Source organism: Sphingopyxis sp. SCN 67-31 (assembly GCF_001725095.1).
The window spans coordinates 40,533-61,783 of sequence record NZ_MEFH01000020.1 but is presented as its reverse complement, the minus strand read 5'-3'; the positions used below and the strand labels follow the sequence as shown (position 1 = coordinate 61,783).

The following is a 21,251-nucleotide window of genomic DNA, read 5'->3' as shown; positions in this document are numbered from 1 at the left end:
TGATCGTGAAGCTACCTTCGGGGAAGGGGCGCAAGATGTCCAGCGGCGGGCGCTCCTGTTGCATCCAGTCGAACCAATCGTCGGGATCGACGACCGCCACATGGCGGTCCTTGTGCGGCGCAAGGTCCGGATAGGCGGGGACGGTCAACGCCGCGAAGGCATCGGGATAGTCGCGCGTCCCTCGCTGCCAGACCCCGGCAATGCAGAAGAAGGGGATGTCGGTGACGAGGCTTGCCGCATAGAGCGTCTTGCCGTCGCGCTTGATGCCGAACTCGTTGGCGAGGATGAGGCAGGGGCTTTCGATCCGCGCGGTTTCGGACTTGAGCAGCGGGATCTGTCCGATCTCGGGGTCGCGCGACCGGAGGCCCCAATGCGCCTCGATCTGGCGTTCTTCCTGGCCATCCCAGATCATGATCCGGTGCCCGCCTTTGCCGACACCCTGCAGGACGTCGTCGAAATCTCTCTCCATCGTCTAGCTCCTAGCTCCGGTAGCGGCGGATCGCGCGCTTCCATTCGCGTTCGTCGACCCGCTCCTTGATGCAGATCGCGTCCTTGTCCCAATTGACCACTTCGAGGCGGAGCGGTTCGACGCGGCGGCCGGAACTCCAGGCGCATTGCCGGCACCAGAAATGGCGGCACGCCTTGCGAAGATTATCGTCCCAGCCTTTGCGGTGAAAGCGGTACCAAAGCAGTCCCGCATCGAACTTGGCGTGATGACCGCAGCGGCAAACGGGCTGCACCGCATAATGCCAGATGGCCGCCTCGAAAATGTGCGTGGCCCGCGGAATGCCCGATTTCGTATGCTGCACGTCACAGCGCCAGCACCAGCTGATCGGCGTCGGCGGCGGCCGTGGTCTCACCGTGGATGCGCGCGATCGTCAGCGCCAGTTCCTGCGCGGCCGCTTCGCGTATGATTTCCGTTGGCGCGGTGAGGCCGACGCGCGCCCATCCTGGGGCGTCCAGGAGTGCGCGTGCGACTCGGTCAGGGTCGATTCTCATCATGGATCAATGAGAACATAAAAAGAACAAATGAGCAAGCTGCGGTACGCGCGCGTGGGCCCGTCTTCGCGATGCCGCCGCCACGCAAGCGGCCCCGGCGCAAGCCGAACGGACGGGCTCGGCCGTCCGGGCGTCCGCCCATTTCGGCATTTTCCAAGAAGCCGCCCAATAGCAATCGGCCCGAAACGCCAAAGCGGGTATCTTTGGAGCCCAGGGATACCCTGTGTTAAGCTTGGCTGTGCGGGGCGCACGCTGGTCGATCGTGCTTTGCGCCGGGTCAGTGACGCCGAATTATAGAGAGGAAAGATTACTCCAGATTGGCAAACCTTGTACGGAAAAGACAAACTATCCCGGCTGCAGGAAAGTTTTGTTTTTGAGAATGGCGAGGTTTCCCTAACGGCGGCCGCGTCGGCGGAGGGGCCTCTGGTGCCGATAAAGGGACCGGTCTCATCATTCCGATAACAGTCGGCCGGGCACGCGACCCGCCCGGCCGTATCTGGGCGGCGCTCCGCGTCCAGACCCCGGTTTTCCGGGCGCGGGGTGCCGTCATTTTCAGGGGCTAAGGCCACCCGGGGCTGCGCTCGGAATATTCGCTTCGGCGAGTGCGCGCCTACAAACTACCTGACCGCCATATCCAACGGTCAGAAGCCACGCATTAACCCGACGTGGCAGCGCGGAGAGCCCGCGAGCCGCATTGGTCACGCGAGGCGGGTGACGGGGTGAGGGCGCCGCGCATCCATGCGGCGTGGTGCACGCAGAGCTGACGTCGCCACTGCTATCTCATGACATTGCTGCCCGTCAGTTCGGGAGGCCACCTCCCCTATATCGCTCCCCTTCTTTCCGCTGACCCAGCCAGTCCTCTCAGTGACGCAGTGATCGGCTTTCGGCCTCCGCACGCCACGGCGCGGGCGGCGAGGTGAGCGCGCGCATGCGGGCAGCGGCGTGGGCCGAGGGCGCGGCGCCACAGAGGAGAGAAGGATCGGGAAGAGTGTCGCCGGGAAATGGTTCGCGCGCGACATTCGAAAGTAAGTGTCATGAATATCGGTGAAATCAGGAATGTGAATGATCGTCTGACTGGCTCGATCGCGACCCGCACGATCGACCTCCCGCGCATCGGTCTGCGCAAGGTCGAGAGCATGAACCCGCGGGCACCCGTTTACGAGGTGCTGGCGCTCAACGTCGCCCGGCGCTGGGTGCAGGTCGGGGCGCTGTGGGAAGCGGCGTCGAAGAAGACCGGCGAGGTTTTCCTCGCGGGCAATATCGACGACCCGAGCCTCCCCGAACCGCTGCCGGTGGCGCTGTTTCCGTCCGAAGACGGCGGCTACACCATCGCGTGGCGCCGCGAGACCGTCCGTGCCGAGTTCGGCGGCGGTTTCGGCGCGAGCACGCGCAGCTATGACGAGCAGCCGCAGGACCGCGGCTTCGGCGAGAGCACGGCGGGCTCGAACGGCGCGCTGATGGGCGCCGGCGCCGACCTCGACGACGAGGTGCCCTTCGGCTGACGAAGGCGCCGCAACCGGGCCGGGAGGCGCAGCTGCGCTTCCCGGCTCTTTTCTTGCCCGATCCAAGGAGACCGAACATGGTCGCTCATTCTTCCGCGCAAAGTGTTGACAGCTTTGCAGACCTTCGTGCCCTCTACGCCGAACAGATCGCCACGCCCGAATTCCAGGCATCGTTCGGCGATCCCATCCCGCTTTCGATCATCGAACCCGGTGACGAGCCGGGCGAGCATGACATGCCCGAACCCTTCGCGGCGCAGGCCGAATGCGGCGGGATCATCGCGACGATCTTCGACCTTTTCAACGACACGAGGCTCGCGCCGCTTTCCGCCGAGATCGCGTGGGGGTTCGTGAACAGCTTCCACTTCGTCGCCGGGAAACTCGAGCGCCGCGAGGATGCTCTCGCGGCCGAGGTTGGCGAGATGGTCCGGCGCATGGACATGAGCGAGGTGTTCAACAGCGAGCTCGAGGAAAAGCAGCTCCTGTGCCAATCGACTGCCGAACAGCGCGCGGCGATCGAATGCATGCGTGACTATGCCGCCGAAATGTATCGCACCCAGTCGGGCTGGCCCTGGTCGCCCGCGCGCGGATCGCGTGCATCCTCGGCCTCGACTGCGAGCCAGATCGCGGCGCAGGACTTCCTGCGCGAACGGGCACTCGATGCGCGCGAGCGCTACCTGCCGCAGGGGCCGGTCGTCGTCTTCTCCGGCCCCGCGCAATGGCACGACTGGGAGATGCTTTGGCGGCGGCTCGACGAGATCCGCGCCCGCGTGCCCCATATGACGCTGGTGACGACCGGGCAGCGCAAGGGCGCCGACGCGATCGCTGCAGCGTGGGCGGGGCGATCCGAAACCCGCGTACCCGTCGTGGCCTTCGGCCTCTACGGGACCGGGCGTAAGACCGCCTTCACCCGCAACCGAAAGCTCGCCGAACTTCGTCCCGTCGAAGCGGTGGTTTGCGAGGGGTCGGGATTGCAGGCCAATCTCTACCAGACGCTGCGACAGGCCAATGTCCCGATCCACGCCTTCCGCAAGACGGACCAGGCGCCTGAGAAGGAGAGCGCCGTCCGCCGCCCCACCGCGCATGGCGCGATGAAAGCGGCGCGCGGCGATCCGATGTTCGCCGCCGCCTGACATCGGCCGGGCCATAGGCCCGACCGTCACTTTGATCTCCCTGAGCCGGTGCGCTGAAGCGCGCCGGCTTTTCTTTTTGCTGCAGGGGATTTGCCGCACGTCCTGACCGCCCAGGCTGCGCCGAACCAGCCACACCGCCGTGCTCGCATATCGCGCCGTACAAGAACGGGAGCCTTTGCGGATCGGGGGCATCGAGCCCCCGCTCCGCAAACCTCTTCCTCTCTCTCAAGTCTTCTTATCGTGGCACGGGACCGCATCGGCCTCAAGGACGGCGGGGCCCCCCCATTTTCCCTGGCGGGTCGGGCGCGGGGCTTCTTCCTTCCATGTGCGGTGGCCGCCAGAGAAAATCGTGACCCCCACCGCCGCTTCGCGGTCGGGCTTCGCCCGATCCTTGACCCCGATGCTCGGCGCCCGTGCAGGGGGAATGACCTCTCAATCTAGAGGAGGTCAATATGACGACGTTCAAACGCAGCATAAGGGATTTTTCGGAAATCGCCGCACTTATTGCCGAGGAGACGGGAGAGGCGAACGACAGCTTCAGCGCCGCCTTCGACACCGATCTCGAACGCAGCAAGCTTGGGAAAAGCGAGGAGGAACTGACGTGCGATATGCCCGATGCGATGCAGGTGCAGCTTGCCGTCGAACTGATGATCACGACCGTGTTCGACGTGCTGCGCGACACGCGCATCGAAAGCGCGGCCGAACGGATCGCATGGGGGATCGTCCACAGCTTCCACCGCGTCGCAGGACAGTTCGCCGGACAGTCCGACCGGGCGGCGCAGGAGGTGCGCGAGTTGCTGCGCTCGGCCGACGGCAGCGAGATCCACGGCGTCGAACTTGAGGAACAGCAGCAACTCCTGGAATCGCTCGATGAAGCGAGCGATGCCATAGCCTGCATGCGCGATCATGCAGCGGACATCTTCCATGCCGAAACGGGGCGTCCGTGGTCGGCGCCGAAAGCGACGCTGGTATCGTCGAAGCGCACCGCGTCGGTTATCGCGGGGACCGATTATCTCGCCGCGCGCCGCCAGCGCCGCCTCGCGCAGCATTTTCCGGCGGGGCCGCTGGTGGTCTTCTCCGGGGGCGCTCGCTGGGCCGACCATCGCCCGATCTACAAGGCGCTTGAGGAGATGAAAGCGGCGCGCCCCGACATGGTGCTGCTGACCACCGCGCAGGACAGGGGCGCCGATGCCATCGCCGCGGCGTGGGCAGCAAGAACGAAGACGCCGCTGGTCGCGCTGGGGATCGACAAGGCGCGCTGGGGGAACCGGGCGGGGTTCGTCCGCAACGACCAGATCGCGCGGTTGCAGCCGGTGGGTGCCGTGGTCGCCGAGGGTACCGGGGTGCAGGCGCAGCTCGTGCGGGTGCTGCGGGCGGCGGGGGTAGACCCGGTGCTGCTCCCGCATCACGATATGCCGCGCGAACGGGTGCGAGCATAGAAAGGCGAGGGGATCGGTTCGGGCGCAAGCTCGGACCGATCCCCTTTTTTATGTCGAGCGTCCTGTCGCCACCCTCAGGGAACCGGACGCGGGAGCGCCCGGTCCCGTCGGGCGGCGATGCGGTGCGGCGCACCGGCCTCCTGCGCGCGGCTCCGCCGTGCTCGTCGCAGGGACCATCCCTTCGGGATGGGCGTCACTTGTTTGGGGCTATCTCCGGCAGGGGCTTGAGCGCCGCGACAGATGCGGTCCCTCCAGCACGGATCGCAAGATCGACGATCTCCCGAAATTCACGCTCGGTGAGCGTCTCGACAGGGAGCTCGGGCACGATCGCGGCATATTTGCCGCGCAGCGCGCGGCGGGCATTTTCGACATCGTCTGCGACCTTGCGCTGGCGCGCTTCGAGGTCGGCGAGGCGCTCGCGTTCACTCTTCTTGGGCATGTCCATCTTCCTTTCGATGGTCTGCCCGCCACGCACTTTCCTATCGAATGGATACGCCATGAATCAAGTCTCCCGAGAATATGCCCGGCGGGCCGCCGGGAAGGAAGAAATCCCCCTGGCGGGGGAGCCCGCGCGCCTTCCGGCACGAGGCTGCGCAGCGACATGGTCGCTGCGGTGGGCGGACGCACGCCGTTGGCGTTTGTAATGCACCCTACGCACGGGTGCTGCGCCGCGCTCTGGCCCGCAAAATCGAGGATTTTCGCGCGAATTCGCGAGATCCTCGTTGGGCGTCATATGTCGGACATGTCGGACAAGACCGGCGGACTTTGTCCGACAGCGCCGCTAACCCCTTGATCCATAGCGCCATCTTCTGCCCGACGCGTCGGACGCATTAGGCCATTGGAATATTGGAGCTTTGCGGCTATAGTCGAGCCGCTTCACAACCTCATGTCCAAAGGCTCCACTTTTTTGGAGCATCACTTTGGCAAAATTATCTCTCCGGCTCGACGACGCTCTCTATGATCGTCTGCTCGCCTCGGCGGACGCGGCGGGCATGACCCCGTCCGCTTATATCCGCGAGGCACTCGAACAGCTCAATGGCGCCGATCCCTTCGGTTTCCACGCCCGCTTCGATGAACTTCATTCGACCGTCATCCAGATACTCGCGATCCTCGCGTCGGACGTTGGTGCGCGCGACCCCCGGGCGCTCGCCAAGGGGATGGAGGACACCCACCGGCTGCTCCGCGAACGGGGGCTGCCGACCGGCGATGCGCTTGCTCGCCAGGGGGGAGGGCGGATGTCATGAGCATCTTTCGCAACGACACCCTCGGAAGCTGGACGCGCGGCGGCCAAGCTATCGTCCACAATGTCCGCATGACCACCCAGGTCTTCTTCCAGACCGTGATGGCGGGAACCGCGATCTGGATCATCGGCGCCATCTGGTACGCGCTCGAAAAGTCGGGCGATTATCAGCGCTACCTTCTCCTCAAATATGCCGAGGCCCTGTTCAAGTCCGATACGGCGCGAGGGACCACCGACCCGGTGCTGTTCCGCAGCCCCGAGGGGCGTGAATATTGGACCTCGGCCGACCTGCTCATCGGCGCGCCGATCATGAAGGAAGCGCTGAAAACGCTCGAGAGCGACATCATCACCGGGGCGATCCTCTCCGGTTTCTTCGCGCTCGGCGCGCTCCTCGTCGCCTGGTTCTATTTTACCCGGATGGGGCGTGGACTCGGTTCGAACGAATATCTGCGCGGCGCGCGCTTCGGGTCCGTCTGGCAAATCCGCCGCGCGCTCTGGCGCGAACGCAAGGGGAGTTTCGCGATCGGCGGCGTCAAGGTTCCGCTTGCTTTCGAGCCCGAACATATATTGATCTGCGGGGCTCCCGGCACGGGCAAGACCAACATGATCGTCAAGATGCTCGCCGGCATCCGCGCCTCGGGCCGGCGCGCGATCGTCTATGATACCGCCGGCACCTTCGTCGAGAAATTCTACCGGCCCGGGAAGGACATCCTCCTCAATCCGCTCGACAAGCGAACCGCCATCTGGTCGCCCTGGGTCGATGTCCCGCGCGACTATCATTATGACCAGATCGCGGAATCGATGATCCCGGACAAGCATGGCGACCCCTTCTGGTCGAAGGCCGCGCGCGGGACTCTGGTCGCAGTCATGCGCAAGCTCGCGGCCGAGAAGCGCACCTATGTCTCGGCGCTCCTCGAGACCATCGTGCGTTCGCCGCTGAAGACCCTCGGCGCCTATGTCGCGGGGACCGATGCGGCGGCCTTTGTGTCGTCGGAAGGCGAGCGGACCTCGGCGGGGGTGCAGGCCGAGCTTGCCTCGGTAATGCGCAGCTTCGCCTATCTCGACGATACCGACGATGGTCTCTCGATCCGCGACTGGGTGACCACCGAGGGGGATGACAGCTGGCTTTTCATCACCGTCAAGGCCGACCAGCTTCCGTCGCTCCGCCCCCTGATCACCGTCTGGCTCGACATTGCGATCAGCGCGATCATGAGCCTTGAACCCGATCAGGCCCGGCGCCTCTATTGCGTGATCGACGAGCTGCCGAGCCTCCAGAAACTGCCCTCGCTTTCGGATTTTCTCGCCCGCGCCCGCAAATATGGCGGCTGCGGCATTTTGGGGTTCCAGTCCTATCCGCAGCTGAAAGCAACCTATGGCCAGGAGGAAGCCGCCGCCGTGACCGGCTATTGCTCGACCTGGGTCGCACTCCGGGGGAACGACGGCGACACCGCCGATCTCGTCTCGAAGAATCTGGGACAGGTCGAGCAGGTCGAAGCCAATGAGGGGATGAGCTACGGCGTCAATGATATGCGCGACGGGGTCAATCTCTCGCGCATCCAGGTGACGCGGCCGCTCGTCCTCCACACCGAGGTCACGAACCTGCCGAACCTTGCAGGCTTCTTGCGCTTCGGCCGCGGCTTGCCGGTGATCCGGTTCGACGATCGCTACAACCGGACGCCGTCCTCCGCGGAGGCTTTCATCGAGCGGAGCGATCCCCCGCTGCGCACCGTGTCGACCCCTTCGCTGCCTGCTCCCGCTGCTCCATCCAAACCGCCTGCCACGCGCAAGCGCCCGCCGAAACAGGCCGCCGGTTCGGCGGCGCCCGAACTTCCTCTGGGTCCGGTCGCCACCGCTGGCGATGGCGACAAAGGCGACGGAAAGGCGCCGATCGATCCTGCCGGTGGTATCGGGGGACATGACCCCGATGCGCCGATTGCACGCCTCGAGATCATCGCCACGCCGTGGACGCACTCGCTTCGCCAGCACGGTCGCCCGGGCGGCCGCCGCAGTCCCGCGAATCCGGCATGATCCATCCGCGCCGCCTCGGGGGCACGCCCGCTAATGTCGCCCGCTATTACACCATCGGCGACTATTATACGAAGGGAGGGAACGAGCCCTCGGCATGGGGCGGGCGGATCGCTACCGAACTCGGGCTCGAAGGTGCGGTCGAGCGCGGGGCGCTCGAGATGCTGCTCGCCGGCAAGGTCGGCGAGCAGCATCTCGGCCGTCGCCGCCATGGCACCATCGAGCATCATCCCGGCTGGGACTTCTCGGTCAACGCGCCGAAATCGGTGTCGATCATGGCGCTGGTCGCGGGCGACGAGCGTATCGTTGCAGCCCATGAGAAAGCGGTGGGTACTGCGATCGGCTGGATCGAGGAAGATGCCGCGCTTCGCCGCCGCATGAACGGCGACATCGTCCACGAGACGACCCGCCAGCTTCTCTACGCGCGCTTCACCGAACATGCCTCCCGCGAGCTCGACCCCCATCTCCACACCCATGTCGTCATTCTCAACATGACCCGGCACGCGGGGGATGAACAAATGGTCAGCCTCGAAACCCGCGCCATGTTCGCCGAGCAGATGACCGCCGGGCAAATCTACCGCAACGATCTCGCGCATCGCCTGCGCGGACTCGGATATGATATCGACTTCGACCCGCGGCGGGGGCTCTTCGAGATACGCGGCGTACCGCAGGACATGATCGCCGACATGTCGCGGCGCGCCGAACAGATCGACGCCCACGCCAAGGATCATGGCCTCGAGGGGCAGGCGGCACGCACGAGATCCTTCTTCGAAACCCGCCGCGCGAAGCAGAAGGTCGGGCTCGAAGGCCTTCATAGCCAATGGTCGGTGCGGTCCGCGGCGCACGCTCCAACTCTCGACGCAATTCGCAGCCGCGCGGACGAGCGCGGCGAACGGGAAATAGGCGTCGATCGGGCGACCGCGAGCCGGGCATCGCTTTACGGACTTCGCCAGTCCGAGACGCGCGAGGCCGTCAACAATCTCGGGCGGCTCATTCGGACCGGGCTCGCCTCGCATGTCGGCGAGGTGCGGCTCGAAGATGTCCGGCCCCTCTTCGAAGCGCATGAAGAAAGGTTCAAGCTGCTGCGGACCAGGGAGCAAACGGGCGACGGCGTACTGACGCGCGGACGGACCTCGCGCCGTACCGCGCGCCTCGAGATCGCGCTTTCGGGCCAGATCTCGCTCAGTCTCGACGACACTATACCCTTAGCTTCACCAGAACGGATCGAGGGATCGCTTCGGGGCAGCATCCTCAATGACGATCAGCGCAAGGTGCTAAGCTGGCTCGCATTGTCGAGTGACCGGGTCGTCAGCGTCGATGGGGTTGCGGGCTCGGGCAAATCGACGCTGGTCCAGCAATTGAAGGCGGCCGCCGATCCCGATTGGACGTTCGTCGGTTTGGCGCCCACCTCGTCGGCAGCGGGCAAGCTCGGCGCCGATGCCGACATTGAATCGCGAACCGTCGCGGCGCTGCTTGCCGGCGGCGGTCATGACGTTACCGACCGCCATGTGCTCGTCCTCGACGAGGCTGGCCAGCTCGGCAGCCGGCAGGCGCTCCGCGTGCTGCAAATCAGCCGCGACACGGGCGCCCGCGTCATCTTGCTCGGCGACAACAAGCAGACCGGGGCGATCGAGCAGGGAAAACCCGCCTGGCTCATGCAGCAGCTCGGTCTTCCGACAGCGCGGCTGAAGGTCGCGGTTCGGCAGGAAACCAAGTCGATGAAGGCTGCCGTCGCAAACGCGCGGCGCGGCGATTATGCCGCGTCGCTCGATGCGCTCGACAAGGTGGTTAGCGGCCAGCGCGCCGACAAGCTTGCGGAATCGTTGGTTGGCGAATGGACGCGGCTCAAACCCGGCACCCGCGAGACGACCAACATTCTCGTTCTCGACAATGCGACGCGGCTGATCGTCAACAGCCGGATTCGCGAGGTGCTGAAACGGGAAGGCGCAATTGGGCTTGAGGATCTGCGGCACTCCGTCCTCACATCGTCGGGCATGACCAACGAGGAGAAACGCTTCGCCCGCTTCTATTCGTGCGGGCAGGTCGTCCGGTTTGCGCGCGATGACGCAGCGCGCGGAATTGCCAAGGACCATGAATATCGCGTCGCCGGCATCGAGCCCGATAGCAAGGGTCGCCAATGGGTACGGCTGGCGGGCGAGAATGGCGGTCAGCTTCTCTGGAACCCGAGGCTGGGACGGGCATCCGAGGTCGCCGTCTTTCTGGAGGACACACGCGACGTGGCAGCGGGCGACCGCATCCAGTGGCGCCTGGCAGCGAAGGAGCTCGATCTTAAAAATGCGGAACGTGGGACCGTGGAGCGGATCGACGGCTCGGTCGCGACAATCCGTTGGGATCGCAAGGCCGAGCCGCAAGCTATTGATTTAGCGCTCCATCGCACCTGGGATCATGGCTATGCCGAGACCGTCTATTCGGCGCAGTCGAAAACCTACGACCGCGCCTATGTGCTGGCGCCGCTCGGATCGGGCCTCGTCAATGCCCAGAATTATTACACCGCGATCACGCGCGCGCGCTTCGGCGTCAAGCTCTGGACCGAGGATCCCGAGCGCCTCGTCCGGAAGCTCGAGGCGAACTCGGGCGAGAAGACATCGGCGCTGGAGGGGCTGGGGCGCCTCGCGCGCGACAGCCACCGAATACGGAGCCTGCGCCACCCGGGCGCAATCGAACGCGAGCGCGCTGCAATGTTGCAGTCACGAACTGAGCGCGCGCAGCGGCGGGCGGACCGAGAACGCGCTTGGGCGGAGATGTTCCGTCCGGCCAGCCTCGCCGAACGGCTTGCCGGGCGCGCCCACCGTGCGGCAGGCCAATTCGATGACTATCTGCACGGGCTATTGGGTGCGGGCAAGCAAGCGGCACCCGAGCCGGTACCCGAACAGCGGCGCCACCAGGAACCCGATCGCGGAGGCCATGATCGATGAAATCCGATGGTCCCGGACCGGACCACGAAGACTGCGGATCAGCGAGCGGAAGTCACGTCGGACCGATGGCGTTCGAACCCATCGACATCGACACCCTTTTATTGTCGGAGCGACGAGCCCCATGATGAAATTCCCTATTGTCTGCCGTTTGCTGACCATCATTGTCGCGGCTTCAACCTTTGCCGGGTACGCAAGCACGGCATCGGCCAAGCCTCCGGACGCGCAGCAGGAAGTCGAACTCGCCACCTGCATTCGCAAGGCCTCAAAAGGCAGGGCCTGGCTTGAGCGCACCCTGTGGGGACTCCGCGATCAGGAGGGCGGCTGGATCGGCGCCGCGGTCGCCAACAGCAATGGCACACATGATCTCGGACCCCTTCAGGTCAACAGCTGGTGGGTTCCGAAAATCGCCAAACTCGTCGGACGTCCCGAGGATCATGTCCGATCATGGTTGCAGAACGATGCCTGCTTCAACGCCGAGGCCGCGCGCTGGATATTTCTGTCCGGGCTGGCCGTCACAGGCGATTATTGGAAAGCGGTCGGCGTCTATCATAGTCCAACGGGGTGGAGGCAGGCGCGATATGCAAACAGCGTCGCAGTCCATTTACGGCGGCGCTTTGGACGATCGATATGGTGACACCGATATTGCGGAGATGACCCGCGCTTGGGTGGCTCAGCGGAACCACGGCCCGCTGAATGGGTCGGCGAGATACTGCTGCGCGGCCTTCACTAGCCGCTGGACGCGCGAGCGGTAGGATGCACTTTCAATTCGCCAACGACGCGCCGTGACACTCTCACCGAACAGGACCTCGGCGATTCTCTTCTGCGATGCGCCCGCGGCCAGCGCATCGGCGGTTCGTAGCTCGAGTATCCAGCGCGCGGCCCGGCTTTCGCGCGGACGCAGCGACGCCGGCATTTCGCCGCGCGCCGTCAATGCCAGAAACTGTTGCAACGCCGCGATCTTTGGGGCCGCTGAATCCACGCCTTCGATCTCATGCACGAGAAGAGTGGATCGGCCGAGCAAGGTGCCATCATGGTGCATAAGCCGGATCAGCCAGCGACCGTCCGAAATGAGCCAATGTTCTCTGTTCGCCTGATCGACCGAGATCGAGACATAGTCGGCGAGCGCGAGGACATCGAAATTATCGCCGGGACCAGGCGCGCGGCGTCCGGCGCGCGTCTGGAGAACTTTGGGGTCGACGTCAGGCGACCAGATGGGGCGAGCTTCGGGTGCGGAAATGGCGGGGTCGATCCAGGCAAGCAGACCGACCCTTATCGGTGCATCGATCGGGAGCCGGTCCCGGGCCGCCCATAGGCGGCGATACCGGGGTGTTCGCCGCAGCCATTCCCACGCGAAGGCGCGGCGGTCGCACAGCATAAGCGCCGAATATTCACTGGCCACCTGCCAATCGGCTGCAGGCGGACCGCTGTTCATGCAAAATAGCCGGAATATATTCGGAATATTTTCATGAAGCGTCGTTCTGGCCCTTGTCGATATCCCTCAGATTCCGGAAGCTTGGCGAGTGGTGATGTCGTGCCGTGCGGCACGTTCCGGTTGCGCCAGGCGAGGTGGTTGCAACGCTGCTTTACCTCCGCGGACCCGAACCTGCATTGTCCGGGCTTGCGGGTCTCCGGCGCGCACATGCGGCGCCGGGAGCAGGGCTAGCCGGCTATTCGGCACCTTCCGCAAAATAGGCGCTGAGTCGATGCATAATCTCGAGCTCGATCGTCATGATGCTCCGTCGCCCGTCGAAGGTATCGGGCTGCCGCCGTAATATGCCTGCTTCGCAGAGCTTTTGGGCGAGTCGTAGCGCGCTGCTCATCGGGATGCCCGATGCGACGCACATGGGATATAGATGGAGCACCCGGCCTTCGCACTGGTGGATGAACAGGTCGAGCAGCATGTCCCAGGCAGGCTCGACGAAAAGACATTCGGCGCCAATAAGTTGTCGGCGCAGAAAGCGGCGACGCTGCGTGATGCGCGCGTTGGTCAGCACGAGCTCTGCCTTGGCCCGCCGATCGGCGGCGGTATCGGGGCTCTTCAGGGTGAAGGAGAAGGTGCCGCGTCGGGCCGTATCATCGACGATTATCCGTGATGTCTGGTTTGCGGTCACGACAATATGACCCGACAGCCGGATATCGAGAGCATGTCCGATATCCGCGAGGCGGCGCGTTGCTTCGATGTCCTCGTCGCTCGGATGCGGATTTCCGCTCGGATGATTGTGGACGAGCAGAATCGCGGCGGCATTGAGTTCGAGCGCGCGGCGGAAGATGACCCTCGGATAGAGCGCCAAATGGGCGAGGCTGCCGCTTTGCAGGCATTCATCGGCAATAAGATGGCGCGACCCATCGAGGAACAGGATGCGCAGATGTTCGTCGGCGAGCGACCCCATGGATGCGATGAGATAGTCTCCGAGTTTCGCATCGTCCGGATCGATCCGCCTCGAATAGAGCCTGCCGCGCATCGATGCGAGCATCGCGCGCCGCGTGCAGAGGAGCAGGTCGATCACCGCTGCGTGGTCGCCGAGAATGCGGGCCAGGGCTTCGGGCGTTTGGGCCCAGATCCTCTCGAGGCTGTGAAACTCTTCGAGAAGCGCGCGCGCTAGGTCTTCGCTGTCTTCCGGAGAAATCGCTGCGATGAGCTGTGCCAGGACGGATAATTGGCGTTGGTGCGAAGCCGTCTTTGGTGCCGCCAGGTTGCGAACAACAGGAGAGGGGGAACCGCCCAGGAGGCCGCTACCTGCATGACCATATAGGCCGCCGGATCCATCGCGAGATTGAGGGCGCGGCTGGAATGGGCCAGCAGCGGCAATATGTGGAGAACGGCCGCGATCATCGGCCAAAAACGATAGGCGAAAAGTGCGAGCAGCAATGTCGCGGAGGCGCCGAAACCATCGATGAGCAAATGCCCGAAGTCGAGAACCGCATATTCGGGCGCAACGAACTGGTGCAGCAGAAGGTCCGATCCGACCATCGTCGCCGCGATCCCCGCCATCACCCGTTCGGGGCCGCCACCCCGCCAGGCGGCGTAGCCAAGAGCCGCGAGCAGGAACAGGGCGAAGATCGCGACACGCATTTCGCATCTGTTTCACTCTCGCGGCCCCCGGTCAAATTCTTACGTTGCGACCGCATGCAGCCGGTGGACGGCTGCCCGCTTCGGGCATTCCTCGTGCAGGTCATAACCCGCCGTTTCCTGGCCGATGGCGACCAGTTCGCCATGGACGCGCAGCACATCGCCGCCGGCGTCGATCAGTGCCATCTGCGCTTTCGCAAGGCGCTGGATCGTCGCCTGCCCCTTGGCGGGCGGCACGCCTTCGGTATCACGCCGCGCCGTGACCACGCTCGCCATGAGCGACGATACGGCGATGAGGGCATCGTCGATCCGGATTTCGGCTGACGGCAATTGCTGCTGCAAGCTGGTGGCAATGGATATGAGATGTTCGGACATGACTTCTCCTTTGCCAGAAGCAGGGCTTCCGGCTGTTGCTGTAGGGCAAGATGAAGGGATTTAGCCGGACATGAGCCGCGTCAGCGCCTCTGCAATACCGAGCCCGCCGAGCAGGGCGAACACCACCACCATGAGCATGATGGCGATGATTGTAGCCTTGGCAGTCGGTGCATGGTCATGCCTCCAGATCGTCCCGGACGGTGGGCGTTCGCCCGATAATCCGGCCATCGCCCCTTTGCCCTCGCGGACATCGAGATAATGGTCCGGATCGCCGTCCGGGAAATCGGATGGCGCGAGGGAGGGCATGATGGGAAGCTCTACCGGATCATATGCGATCCGATCGCATATGCTCTTCAGCCGGGCATAGCGGATGGCGGTATCGTCACGATTGATGGCGGCGAGCGTCTTGCGCGCAGCCGATATCCGCTGATCGACCGTGTACCGCGAAATGCCGAGCTCGCGGGCGATCTGCTTCGACGTCTTGCGCTGTAGCACGAGGTCGAGGCACAGGCGCTGCTTGTCGGTGAGCAGCGCCCAGAGCCTTGCTTCGGCTGCGTCAGGTTCCTGCGCCCCATCCATCCCGTCAGTTTCGTGACACTGTATATTGAGGCAAGCCGCTTTTGAAATTTGGCTTCTTCATTAAGCCCATCCTCGAACAGATATTGCCCGTGACCGGGCGGTGACCTTTGATTGTCGGTGTGCTTCGACTTCGAAACAATCCCCAATCTGGTTCTAACTGACGAATATATTTGAAACATATGGCGCCGCCGATAGCGTCGCCCCTGTTCCGCGCTGCTGGTGGACCAACGGCAGGCGTCATGGCTGGACTTTCGCCTGCTTGAGAGGGCTGGGGGGCAGCACTGAAACAGGGGCTTCACCCGGCAGTCAGGCTTGAGGACGCTGCCGGTGCCGCCAATGGGTCGGAATGCGCACAATCGAGGCCGCGCGGCAACTTGAAGACGACATCATGGCGGTCGATAGCGAGGACGCGCTCGTCGATATCCTCCGCGAGATTTGCTCGCATATGGGCTGCGCCTGGTTTGCGATCAGCCACCATGTCGATTTTCTCGCGGCTCCCGACAAGGGCATCCGTCTCCACAACTATCCTGAAGGCTTTGCGCATTGGTTCGACGAGAATCGCCTCGGCGTCTCGGATCCCGTGCACCGCTTCAGTCATCGCCGAACATCGGGTTTTCGCTGGCGCGATATGACGCTCCATCGGCCGCGACCTCAAGATGCCGAGGTGCTGGAACGCGCCCGCCGTCACAACATCGCCGACGGACTGACGGTCCCTGTGCATTTGCCGGGGGAGGCGCATGGCTCTGTATCCTTTGCATGGACCGATAGCGGATCGATGCCGCCCGAAGCGCTTGTCTTTGCGCAAAGCCTCGGGGCGTTCGTCTTCGAAGCCGCGCGCCGGCTCGGCGATCCCGTCTCGCTCGATGAGCGGCCGCAGCTTACCGATCGGCAGATCGAATGTCTGATGTGGGCGGCGCGCGGCAAATCCAATTCGGTCATCGCGCAGCTGCTCGATATTAGCGAGGAGACGGTGCGCGAGCATTTGCGCAATGCGCGGGCAGCCTATGACGCGCCGACGCGGATAGCGCTCGCCATTCGCGCCCTGTTCGACAGCGCGATCTGTTTCGGGGATGTCGCCCGAGGCTGACACCCCCCCTTTGTGTTATGGCACGGCCGCATTTCCCGGTTCATCTGAATTGTCTCTTTTCAAACAAGGGGACAATCTCATGCTTCTCACCATCGACCAGGATAGCCGGGACCGCGAACATATCGCGCTTCGTTCGATGTTCGCGGCGCGCAAACGCGTCTTCATCGATCTTCTGAAATGGGACATTCCGGCCCTCGCGGATCAATATGAAGTCGATCATTTTGACGATATCCATGCCACCTATCTGATCGTCACCGACGAGGCGGGCTCGCTTCGGCACGTCTGCTGCCAACCACGCGGCCCGCGCTGCTCGATGCGCTCTTTCCCTTTCTCGTCACCGGCCCCATCCCTCAGGGGCCAGCCATCTTCGAAATCACCCGCTTCTGTCTCTCGCCGGGGATCGGCGCGCGGCAGCGCCGGATCGCGCGCGACGTGCTCCTCGTGGGTCTCGCCAAACATGCCCTCGCGAACGACATCCACACCTACACTGGCGTCGCCGAACATACCTGGTTCCGGCAGATTCAGACTTTCGGCTGGGATTGCCACGCGCTTGGCGAGCCGGTCCTCCACCAGGGACAGGCGCTTGTGGCGCTTCGCATCGATATCGATCGCTCCACGGTGGCGAAGCTCGCCGCAGCGGGCATCGCCGTCAAGTCCGCTGCGGCCCCCGCCGCGCGTGCCGCTTGAGGAGGGCGCGATGATCATCAATCCAGCATCATACGGAATAAACCGTCGAGGCTCGCCCGCGGCCCGTGACCTCATGTCCAATGGCTTCGCGATCATCCGGGGCGCCGCGCCACCGTCATTGCTCGGCCGTATCAATGTCGACCTCGATTCGCGTTATGCTGCCACACCCTTCTGTGAAGGCGGCTTCTACGGCGCGAGGACCAAGCGCTTCGGACGCCTGCTCATTCGCTCGCCGCACATGGCGGACCTCGTCATGAACCGCGCGATACTCGAATTGGCCGAGATCGCGCTTGGCAATTGGTGCGAGCGCATTCAGCTCAACCTAGCGCAGGCGATCGAGCTTCATCCCGGCGCGCTCGCCCAGTTCCCGCATCGCGATCAGGATATGTGGCAAGGCGCGCTCGGCGAGGTCGAATATCTCGTCAACGTCATGTGGCCGCTGACCTCGTTCACTGCAGAAAATGGCGGAACGATCATCTGGCCGCGCAGCCATGGGCTCGAAGCGCTGGTGGAAGAGCCAAGGGAGGCGCCCATCATCGCTGAGGCCGAACCCGGCGATGCGATCGTTTTCCTCGGGTCGACGCTGCACGGAGCCGGCGCAAACCATAGCAAAGCTGTCCGGCGGGGGATCATTGTCAGCTACTGTCTTGGATGGCTCAAGCCCTATGAGAATCAATGGCTGGCCTATCCTCCGCATATCGCGCGATCCTTTCCAAGGGAGATCTCCGAACTCGTCGGCTATGTCCAGCACCGGCCCAATCTCGGCAATTTCGAGGGTCAATGCCCGTCGGTCCTCTTCGATGCCGACCCCGAGGACGCGCGCGCGGCGGTCGATGCCCTTCGGCCCGATCAAGCCGCCATGCTCGCGCAGCATGTCGCGTCCCAGCAAGCGGTCGCCTCGGGGACGAGATCATGAGTCCCGGCGCGACGATGGAACTCGTCTATGCCGAGCTCAAGGCGAAGGTGATGCGCGGCGACTTCGCGCCGGGGGAGCGGCTCGAACCCGCGCAACTTGCGAGGGTGCTTGGCGTCAGCCCGACGCCGGTCCGCGACGCCCTCTACCGGCTTTCGGGCGAAAGGCTGCTCGAAGCCTGGCGTCACGAAGGGTTTCGGCAACCGATACTGGCCGAAGCCGACCTCCACGACCTTTATGCCTGGGGCGCGTCGCTTCTGGCGCTGGCGCTCGAGGGGCAGCCGCCCGACCCCCACATTCCGCAGAGATCGTTCAGCGACTCAGGCGCCGGCGATTATCCCGAGCGGGTTGCGGCGCTGTTTCGGGCGATCGCCTGGACCAACTCTAATCGAGAACTTCGATTTGCGACGGTGAGTTTGATCGAACGCTGCCATGTGTTTCGGGCCGCCGAAGTACGCGTCGACCGGCGGAGCGACGCGGCGATCATCGCGATGGACGATGATTTTCGTTTCGGGCGCTGGAGCGCCTTGCGCAGCAAAATCACACGTTTCCATCGCCGCCGTATCCTTCTCGCGGGCCGCGTCGTGGCGGAACTCAGGCCGCGCGAAGAGTCGCTCTAGAATATATTCGACCCATATGAGCCGTATAAAATTCCTATTTGAACGAGGGAGCATAGCCTTGGCCGTGTCGCAATTCCGCGGCATTGACGAAGGAGAGTCCCATGGACCGCAATGACATTGTCGAAGACGGCATCGAGGAACTGGGCGTCGCGAGCATCGAGACGCGCGGCTCGCTCATCTACGTCGCCGAAATCGGCGGCTTCGAACGGCTCGTTCCGGCCATCCTGGCTGACTGAAGGCCGGGGAGGGCGCGGCACATCGCCGCGCCCTCCACATTCTCATGACATATCAGCTTCGACCCGGGCTTTCCTTTGGCTTCATCGGCGAACGCGCCGTTTTGCTCGACCTCGACATCAACCGCTATTTTCTGATCAAGGCCGAGGCCGCCCAGGCTCTGCGGGACCTGATCGCCGGGACCATTGATGCAGGCACAATTCGTCGCCTTCCCCGGCCCGGCGGGCGGTCGCTGCTGGTCGAAGGCAGCAACGGTTTCGAACCGGTGGAGGCTGCGCTGCCCGGCTCAAGTGTCCTCGAGGCGGAAGCCCGTGTGTCAGCCCATCTTCCATTTCACCATGCGCTGCGCGCGCAACTGGAGGCGAGCGCCAGCCTGCGGATATTGGGCATCAAGCGCAGTATCGCGGCATGGCGCCGGGCTCGCCCGGTGGATGTCGGGCGGCAGTTTTCGATCGAAACTGCGGACCACGCGCGCGCCTTCGCTCTTCGACGTGCCGACGTCCCGATCCAGCGAAGCTGCGTTCCGGACTCGCTCGCCCTGATGCGCCTCCTCTGGCGAAAGGGCCTCGACGCCGACCTCTATTTCGGCGTTCGCCTCGATCCTTTCGCCGCGCATTGCTGGGTGCAGGCCGAAGACTATCTGTTGTCCGATCCGCTGGCGAATGTGCTCAGTTTCTCACCGGTCTTCAGGCTGTGACTTTGCGCATCGCCTTCGAAGCGCGCGCTGCGTCGCATTCTGAACCCCGTGGGAGCCTCCGCGAGGTCGCGCGACTGGCCCATGTCCGGTTGCTGAGCGACGCGGCGGTAGCGTTTTCGAAGAAGGGTAACACGCTTCTGTTTGGCTGGGCGTTCCGCCGCTCGGACAATCGCGCCTGCGATGAGCTCGGTGATGACGAAGCCCGTGAAATCGAAGCGCGCGGCGCTGAATGGGCCGTCAAACATTTGTGGGGCAATTATCTTCTGGCCTGGAAGGAGCCGGCGGGCGATGTCCATGTCCTGCGATCGCCGGTGACGGGACCAGCGCTCTTTTTCGCCGAAGACGGCGCCTGCGCATTTTCGCACCTCGAGATTGGCAAGGCGATGGGCCTTTCCCTCGACAGGCTCGATCCCGCCGCGATCGATGCCCAGCTTCGCTTCCCTATCTTGCGCGGTCCGGCAACCGGGATCGCCATGGTGCGCGAGCTTCTCGCCGGCGAAACACTCATGATGGGTTCGCCCGCGGTCGTTCGCCAAGCCTGGTCGCCATGGTCCTTCACCGTGCGTCCACCAGTCGAGGCGTCGCTCGACGAGCTCCGCCGACACGTCATGTCAGCGGTCGGCGCATGGTCGACGCGGTTCGAGCGCGTCCAGCTCGAGCTCTCGGGCGGGCTTGATTCCTCGATCGTCGCCGCCTCGCTCGCGCGGACGCGTGCGACGTGGCGCGCGGTGACGCTTGTGACGCGGCGTCCTGATGGGGACGAACGCCGATACGCCCATGCGGTCGCCGATCACGCCGACATAGCGCTTCTCGAAATATTGCTGAATGCGGCCCCACCGGACCCGCTTGCTGCCCTCGGCGAACCGCGCGTCAGGCCCGGCGGCTTCGGCCTGATCGACGAGAGCGATATCCGGTTATGCGAAGCAGCCGAGGGCTATGGTGCGGGCGCGATATTCACCGGCGTCGGCGGCGATAATCTCTTCGGCTATATCATTTCCGCAGCTCCCGTAGTCGACGCGCTGCGCTTTGCCGGGCTCGGCGCGGCCTGGCGAGCGGCCTCCGACCTTGGGCGCCTCACTAACACCCATATGCTCGAAGCATGGCGCTTCGCTATCAGGCGCCTTCTGAAGCGGCCTCCGCCCTGGCCTCGCGATGAGCGGTTCCTGGCTAGCCGTCATGCTTCGACGGTGCCAGAACATCCCTGGTTTGCCGATGCGTCCGCCGCCAGCGACGGACAGCGCGCCTATGTGGGCATGCTGATGCGCATCCTGCCCTTTCTCGACGGTTATGACCGCGCTTTTCATGTGCCCGTGATCGCGCCGCTGCTTTCGCAACCATTGGTCGAATACGGCCTTGGCGTCCCGGTCTGGCAATGGTCGGCGGGCGGGCACGATCGCTCACTAGCGCGCAAGGCGTTTGCGGGCGATCTTCCGGCGCTTGTTTTACAGCGCCGAACGAAGGGCGGACTCGAATCCCTGTTTGTGCCGGCCTATGATCGAAACCGCGCACATCTGCGCGACTTTTTGCAGGAGGGACTGCTGGCGGCGCTGGGTATCATTGATTGTGACGCGATTGGCGCCGCGACCGCGCGTCCTGCTGGCGCGCTCGACAATGACTATGTTCGCATATTGCAACTCGTCGACATGGAAAGATGGGCGCGTTCGGTTGCAGGGGCACCGACGGCTGGCGGCCAATAGCCCGTGCCGGATGTCCGCCGG

At 64.2% G+C, this 21,251-nt stretch carries 23 protein-coding genes and 1 pseudogene; 15 read left to right on the top strand and 9 right to left on the bottom strand.

Annotated features, from left to right (window positions below):
* The 3 genes from ABS88_RS04130 to ABS88_RS04120 all read right to left on the bottom strand — a co-directional run.
* Positions 1 to 469, bottom strand: a 469-nt coding sequence (locus tag ABS88_RS04130; protein WP_286749140.1) for an SOS response-associated peptidase family protein, incomplete at its 3' end; no start/stop codon positions are given.
* Between the two features lie 10 nt (positions 470 to 479).
* Positions 480 to 809, bottom strand: coding sequence for a hypothetical protein (locus tag ABS88_RS04125; RefSeq protein ID WP_058804215.1), 330 nt, complete (start codon positions 807 to 809; stop codon positions 480 to 482).
* A gap of 1 nt (position 810) precedes the next feature.
* The gene (locus tag ABS88_RS04120) at positions 811 to 999 is read right to left on the bottom strand and encodes a DUF6771 family protein (RefSeq protein ID WP_232003473.1); all 189 of its coding nucleotides are present in this window, start codon (positions 997 to 999) and stop codon (positions 811 to 813) included.
* A 1,034-nt stretch (positions 1,000 to 2,033) separates the two neighbouring features.
* Here ABS88_RS04120 and ABS88_RS04115 point away from each other — a divergent pair.
* The 3 genes from ABS88_RS04115 to ABS88_RS04105 all read left to right on the top strand — a co-directional run bounded on the left by ABS88_RS04115 (position 2,034) and on the right by ABS88_RS04105 (position 5,070).
* Positions 2,034 to 2,501 (top strand): DUF736 domain-containing protein, encoded by a 468-nt coding sequence (locus ABS88_RS04115; RefSeq protein ID WP_058804217.1) that lies wholly within the window; start codon positions 2,034 to 2,036, stop codon positions 2,499 to 2,501.
* A gap of 77 nt (positions 2,502 to 2,578) precedes the next feature.
* On the top strand, positions 2,579 to 3,631 hold the full coding sequence (locus tag ABS88_RS04110; protein ID WP_058804218.1) for a DUF2493 domain-containing protein: 1,053 nt from the start codon (positions 2,579 to 2,581) through the stop codon (positions 3,629 to 3,631).
* A 452-nt stretch (positions 3,632 to 4,083) separates the two neighbouring features.
* Positions 4,084 to 5,070: an SLOG family protein gene (locus ABS88_RS04105; protein WP_058804219.1), complete on the top strand. Its 987-nt coding sequence runs from the start codon at positions 4,084 to 4,086 to the stop codon at positions 5,068 to 5,070.
* A gap of 193 nt (positions 5,071 to 5,263) precedes the next feature.
* Here ABS88_RS04105 and ABS88_RS04100 read toward each other — a convergent pair whose 3' ends face one another.
* Positions 5,264 to 5,509 carry a hypothetical protein gene (locus tag ABS88_RS04100; protein WP_286749139.1) on the bottom strand — a complete coding sequence of 82 codons (246 nt, stop codon included), beginning with the start codon at positions 5,507 to 5,509 and terminating at the stop codon, positions 5,264 to 5,266.
* Positions 5,510 to 5,990: 481 nt separating this feature from the next.
* Between ABS88_RS04100 and ABS88_RS04095 the strand changes: the two genes are divergently transcribed.
* The 4 genes from ABS88_RS04095 to ABS88_RS04080 all read left to right on the top strand — a co-directional run bounded on the left by ABS88_RS04095 (position 5,991) and on the right by ABS88_RS04080 (position 11,905).
* On the top strand, positions 5,991 to 6,314 hold the full coding sequence (locus ABS88_RS04095) for a YlcI/YnfO family protein (RefSeq protein ID WP_062769473.1): 324 nt from the start codon (positions 5,991 to 5,993) through the stop codon (positions 6,312 to 6,314).
* The gene (locus ABS88_RS04090) at positions 6,311 to 8,338 is read left to right on the top strand and encodes a type IV secretion system DNA-binding domain-containing protein (RefSeq protein WP_082813374.1); all 2,028 of its coding nucleotides are present in this window, start codon (positions 6,311 to 6,313) and stop codon (positions 8,336 to 8,338) included. The genes ABS88_RS04095 and ABS88_RS04090 overlap by 4 nt, the downstream gene beginning before the upstream one ends.
* A complete protein-coding gene (gene mobF / locus ABS88_RS04085) occupies positions 8,335 to 11,271 on the top strand; it encodes a MobF family relaxase (protein WP_062769515.1) in 2,937 nt (978 codons plus the stop codon). Before ABS88_RS04090 ends, mobF begins: the two co-directional genes overlap by 4 nt.
* A 121-nt stretch (positions 11,272 to 11,392) precedes the next feature.
* On the top strand, positions 11,393 to 11,905 hold the full coding sequence (locus ABS88_RS04080; RefSeq protein ID WP_062769476.1) for a lytic transglycosylase domain-containing protein: 513 nt from the start codon (positions 11,393 to 11,395) through the stop codon (positions 11,903 to 11,905).
* Between the two features lie 36 nt (positions 11,906 to 11,941).
* Here ABS88_RS04080 and ABS88_RS04075 read toward each other — a convergent pair whose 3' ends face one another.
* From ABS88_RS04075 to ABS88_RS04055, 5 genes are all read right to left on the bottom strand, one after another.
* Positions 11,942 to 12,703 carry a DNA -binding domain-containing protein gene (locus ABS88_RS04075; RefSeq protein WP_062769479.1) on the bottom strand — a complete coding sequence of 254 codons (762 nt, stop codon included), beginning with the start codon at positions 12,701 to 12,703 and terminating at the stop codon, positions 11,942 to 11,944.
* A 235-nt stretch (positions 12,704 to 12,938) separates the two neighbouring features.
* Positions 12,939 to 13,778, bottom strand: a complete 840-nt coding sequence (locus ABS88_RS04070) for a JAB domain-containing protein (protein ID WP_286749138.1) — start codon at positions 13,776 to 13,778, stop codon at positions 12,939 to 12,941.
* A 92-nt stretch (positions 13,779 to 13,870) separates the two neighbouring features.
* Entirely contained in the window at positions 13,871 to 14,344 is a 474-nt protein-coding gene (locus ABS88_RS04065) for a hypothetical protein (RefSeq protein ID WP_062769482.1), read from the bottom strand.
* A gap of 39 nt (positions 14,345 to 14,383) precedes the next feature.
* The gene (locus ABS88_RS04060; RefSeq protein WP_062769485.1) at positions 14,384 to 14,716 is read right to left on the bottom strand and encodes a hypothetical protein; all 333 of its coding nucleotides are present in this window, start codon (positions 14,714 to 14,716) and stop codon (positions 14,384 to 14,386) included.
* Between the two features lie 60 nt (positions 14,717 to 14,776).
* Entirely contained in the window at positions 14,777 to 15,295 is a 519-nt protein-coding gene (locus tag ABS88_RS04055) for a helix-turn-helix domain-containing protein (protein WP_062769488.1), read from the bottom strand.
* Between the two features lie 346 nt (positions 15,296 to 15,641).
* Between ABS88_RS04055 and ABS88_RS04050 the strand changes: the two genes are divergently transcribed.
* From ABS88_RS04050 to ABS88_RS04020, 8 genes and pseudogenes are all read left to right on the top strand, one after another.
* On the top strand, positions 15,642 to 16,382 hold the full coding sequence (locus ABS88_RS04050; protein ID WP_062769491.1) for a LuxR family transcriptional regulator: 741 nt from the start codon (positions 15,642 to 15,644) through the stop codon (positions 16,380 to 16,382).
* A pseudogene (locus ABS88_RS25005) lies at positions 16,366 to 16,599 on the top strand (hypothetical protein); the annotation flags it as partial. The gene ABS88_RS04050 and the pseudogene ABS88_RS25005, both read left to right, overlap by 17 nt.
* Positions 16,600 to 16,664: 65 nt before the next feature.
* Complete coding sequence (locus ABS88_RS04045; protein WP_353745039.1) at positions 16,665 to 17,069, top strand: acyl-homoserine-lactone synthase; 405 nt, start codon at positions 16,665 to 16,667, stop codon at positions 17,067 to 17,069.
* 10 nt (positions 17,070 to 17,079) lie between these two features.
* Positions 17,080 to 17,985 carry a phytanoyl-CoA dioxygenase family protein gene (locus ABS88_RS04040; protein WP_062770338.1) on the top strand — a complete coding sequence of 302 codons (906 nt, stop codon included), beginning with the start codon at positions 17,080 to 17,082 and terminating at the stop codon, positions 17,983 to 17,985.
* Positions 17,986 to 17,999: 14 nt separating this feature from the next.
* Entirely contained in the window at positions 18,000 to 18,602 is a 603-nt protein-coding gene (locus ABS88_RS04035; protein WP_286749136.1) for a GntR family transcriptional regulator, read from the top strand.
* Positions 18,603 to 18,703: 101 nt separating this feature from the next.
* Positions 18,704 to 18,838, top strand: a complete 135-nt coding sequence (locus tag ABS88_RS04030) for a hypothetical protein (protein WP_255266016.1) — start codon at positions 18,704 to 18,706, stop codon at positions 18,836 to 18,838.
* A 44-nt stretch (positions 18,839 to 18,882) separates the two neighbouring features.
* Positions 18,883 to 19,533: a lasso peptide biosynthesis B2 protein gene (locus ABS88_RS04025; RefSeq protein ID WP_286749135.1), complete on the top strand. Its 651-nt coding sequence runs from the start codon at positions 18,883 to 18,885 to the stop codon at positions 19,531 to 19,533.
* A gap of 89 nt (positions 19,534 to 19,622) precedes the next feature.
* Positions 19,623 to 21,230 (top strand): asparagine synthase-related protein, encoded by a 1,608-nt coding sequence (locus ABS88_RS04020; protein WP_162928326.1) that lies wholly within the window; start codon positions 19,623 to 19,625, stop codon positions 21,228 to 21,230.
* Positions 21,231 to 21,251 lie beyond the last annotated feature (21 nt).

Bases quoted from the DNA above. Each gene is read 5' to 3' on its own strand.
- ABS88_RS04120 (WP_232003473.1), bottom strand. From the start codon at position 999: ATGAGAATCGACCCTGACCGAGTCGCACGCGCACTCCTGGACGCCCCA.
- ABS88_RS04115 (WP_058804217.1), top strand. From the start codon at position 2,034: ATGAATATCGGTGAAATCAGGAATGTGAATGATCGTCTGACTGGCTCG.
- ABS88_RS04110 (WP_058804218.1), top strand. From the start codon at position 2,579: ATGGTCGCTCATTCTTCCGCGCAAAGTGTTGACAGCTTTGCAGACCTT.
- ABS88_RS04105 (WP_058804219.1), top strand. From the start codon at position 4,084: ATGACGACGTTCAAACGCAGCATAAGGGATTTTTCGGAAATCGCCGCA.
- ABS88_RS04100 (WP_286749139.1), bottom strand. From the start codon at position 5,509: ATGCCCAAGAAGAGTGAACGCGAGCGCCTCGCCGACCTCGAAGCGCGC.
- ABS88_RS04090 (WP_082813374.1), top strand. From the start codon at position 6,311: ATGAGCATCTTTCGCAACGACACCCTCGGAAGCTGGACGCGCGGCGGC.
- mobF (WP_062769515.1), top strand. From the start codon at position 8,335: ATGATCCATCCGCGCCGCCTCGGGGGCACGCCCGCTAATGTCGCCCGC.
- ABS88_RS04080 (WP_062769476.1), top strand. From the start codon at position 11,393: ATGATGAAATTCCCTATTGTCTGCCGTTTGCTGACCATCATTGTCGCG.
- ABS88_RS04075 (WP_062769479.1), bottom strand. From the start codon at position 12,703: ATGAACAGCGGTCCGCCTGCAGCCGATTGGCAGGTGGCCAGTGAATAT.
- ABS88_RS04065 (WP_062769482.1), bottom strand. From the start codon at position 14,344: ATGCGTGTCGCGATCTTCGCCCTGTTCCTGCTCGCGGCTCTTGGCTAC.
- ABS88_RS04060 (WP_062769485.1), bottom strand. From the start codon at position 14,716: ATGTCCGAACATCTCATATCCATTGCCACCAGCTTGCAGCAGCAATTG.
- ABS88_RS04055 (WP_062769488.1), bottom strand. From the start codon at position 15,295: ATGGATGGGGCGCAGGAACCTGACGCAGCCGAAGCAAGGCTCTGGGCG.
- ABS88_RS04050 (WP_062769491.1), top strand. From the start codon at position 15,642: ATGCGCACAATCGAGGCCGCGCGGCAACTTGAAGACGACATCATGGCG.
- ABS88_RS04040 (WP_062770338.1), top strand. From the start codon at position 17,080: ATGATCATCAATCCAGCATCATACGGAATAAACCGTCGAGGCTCGCCC.
- ABS88_RS04035 (WP_286749136.1), top strand. From the start codon at position 18,000: ATGGAACTCGTCTATGCCGAGCTCAAGGCGAAGGTGATGCGCGGCGAC.
- ABS88_RS04030 (WP_255266016.1), top strand. From the start codon at position 18,704: ATGGACCGCAATGACATTGTCGAAGACGGCATCGAGGAACTGGGCGTC.
- ABS88_RS04025 (WP_286749135.1), top strand. From the start codon at position 18,883: ATGACATATCAGCTTCGACCCGGGCTTTCCTTTGGCTTCATCGGCGAA.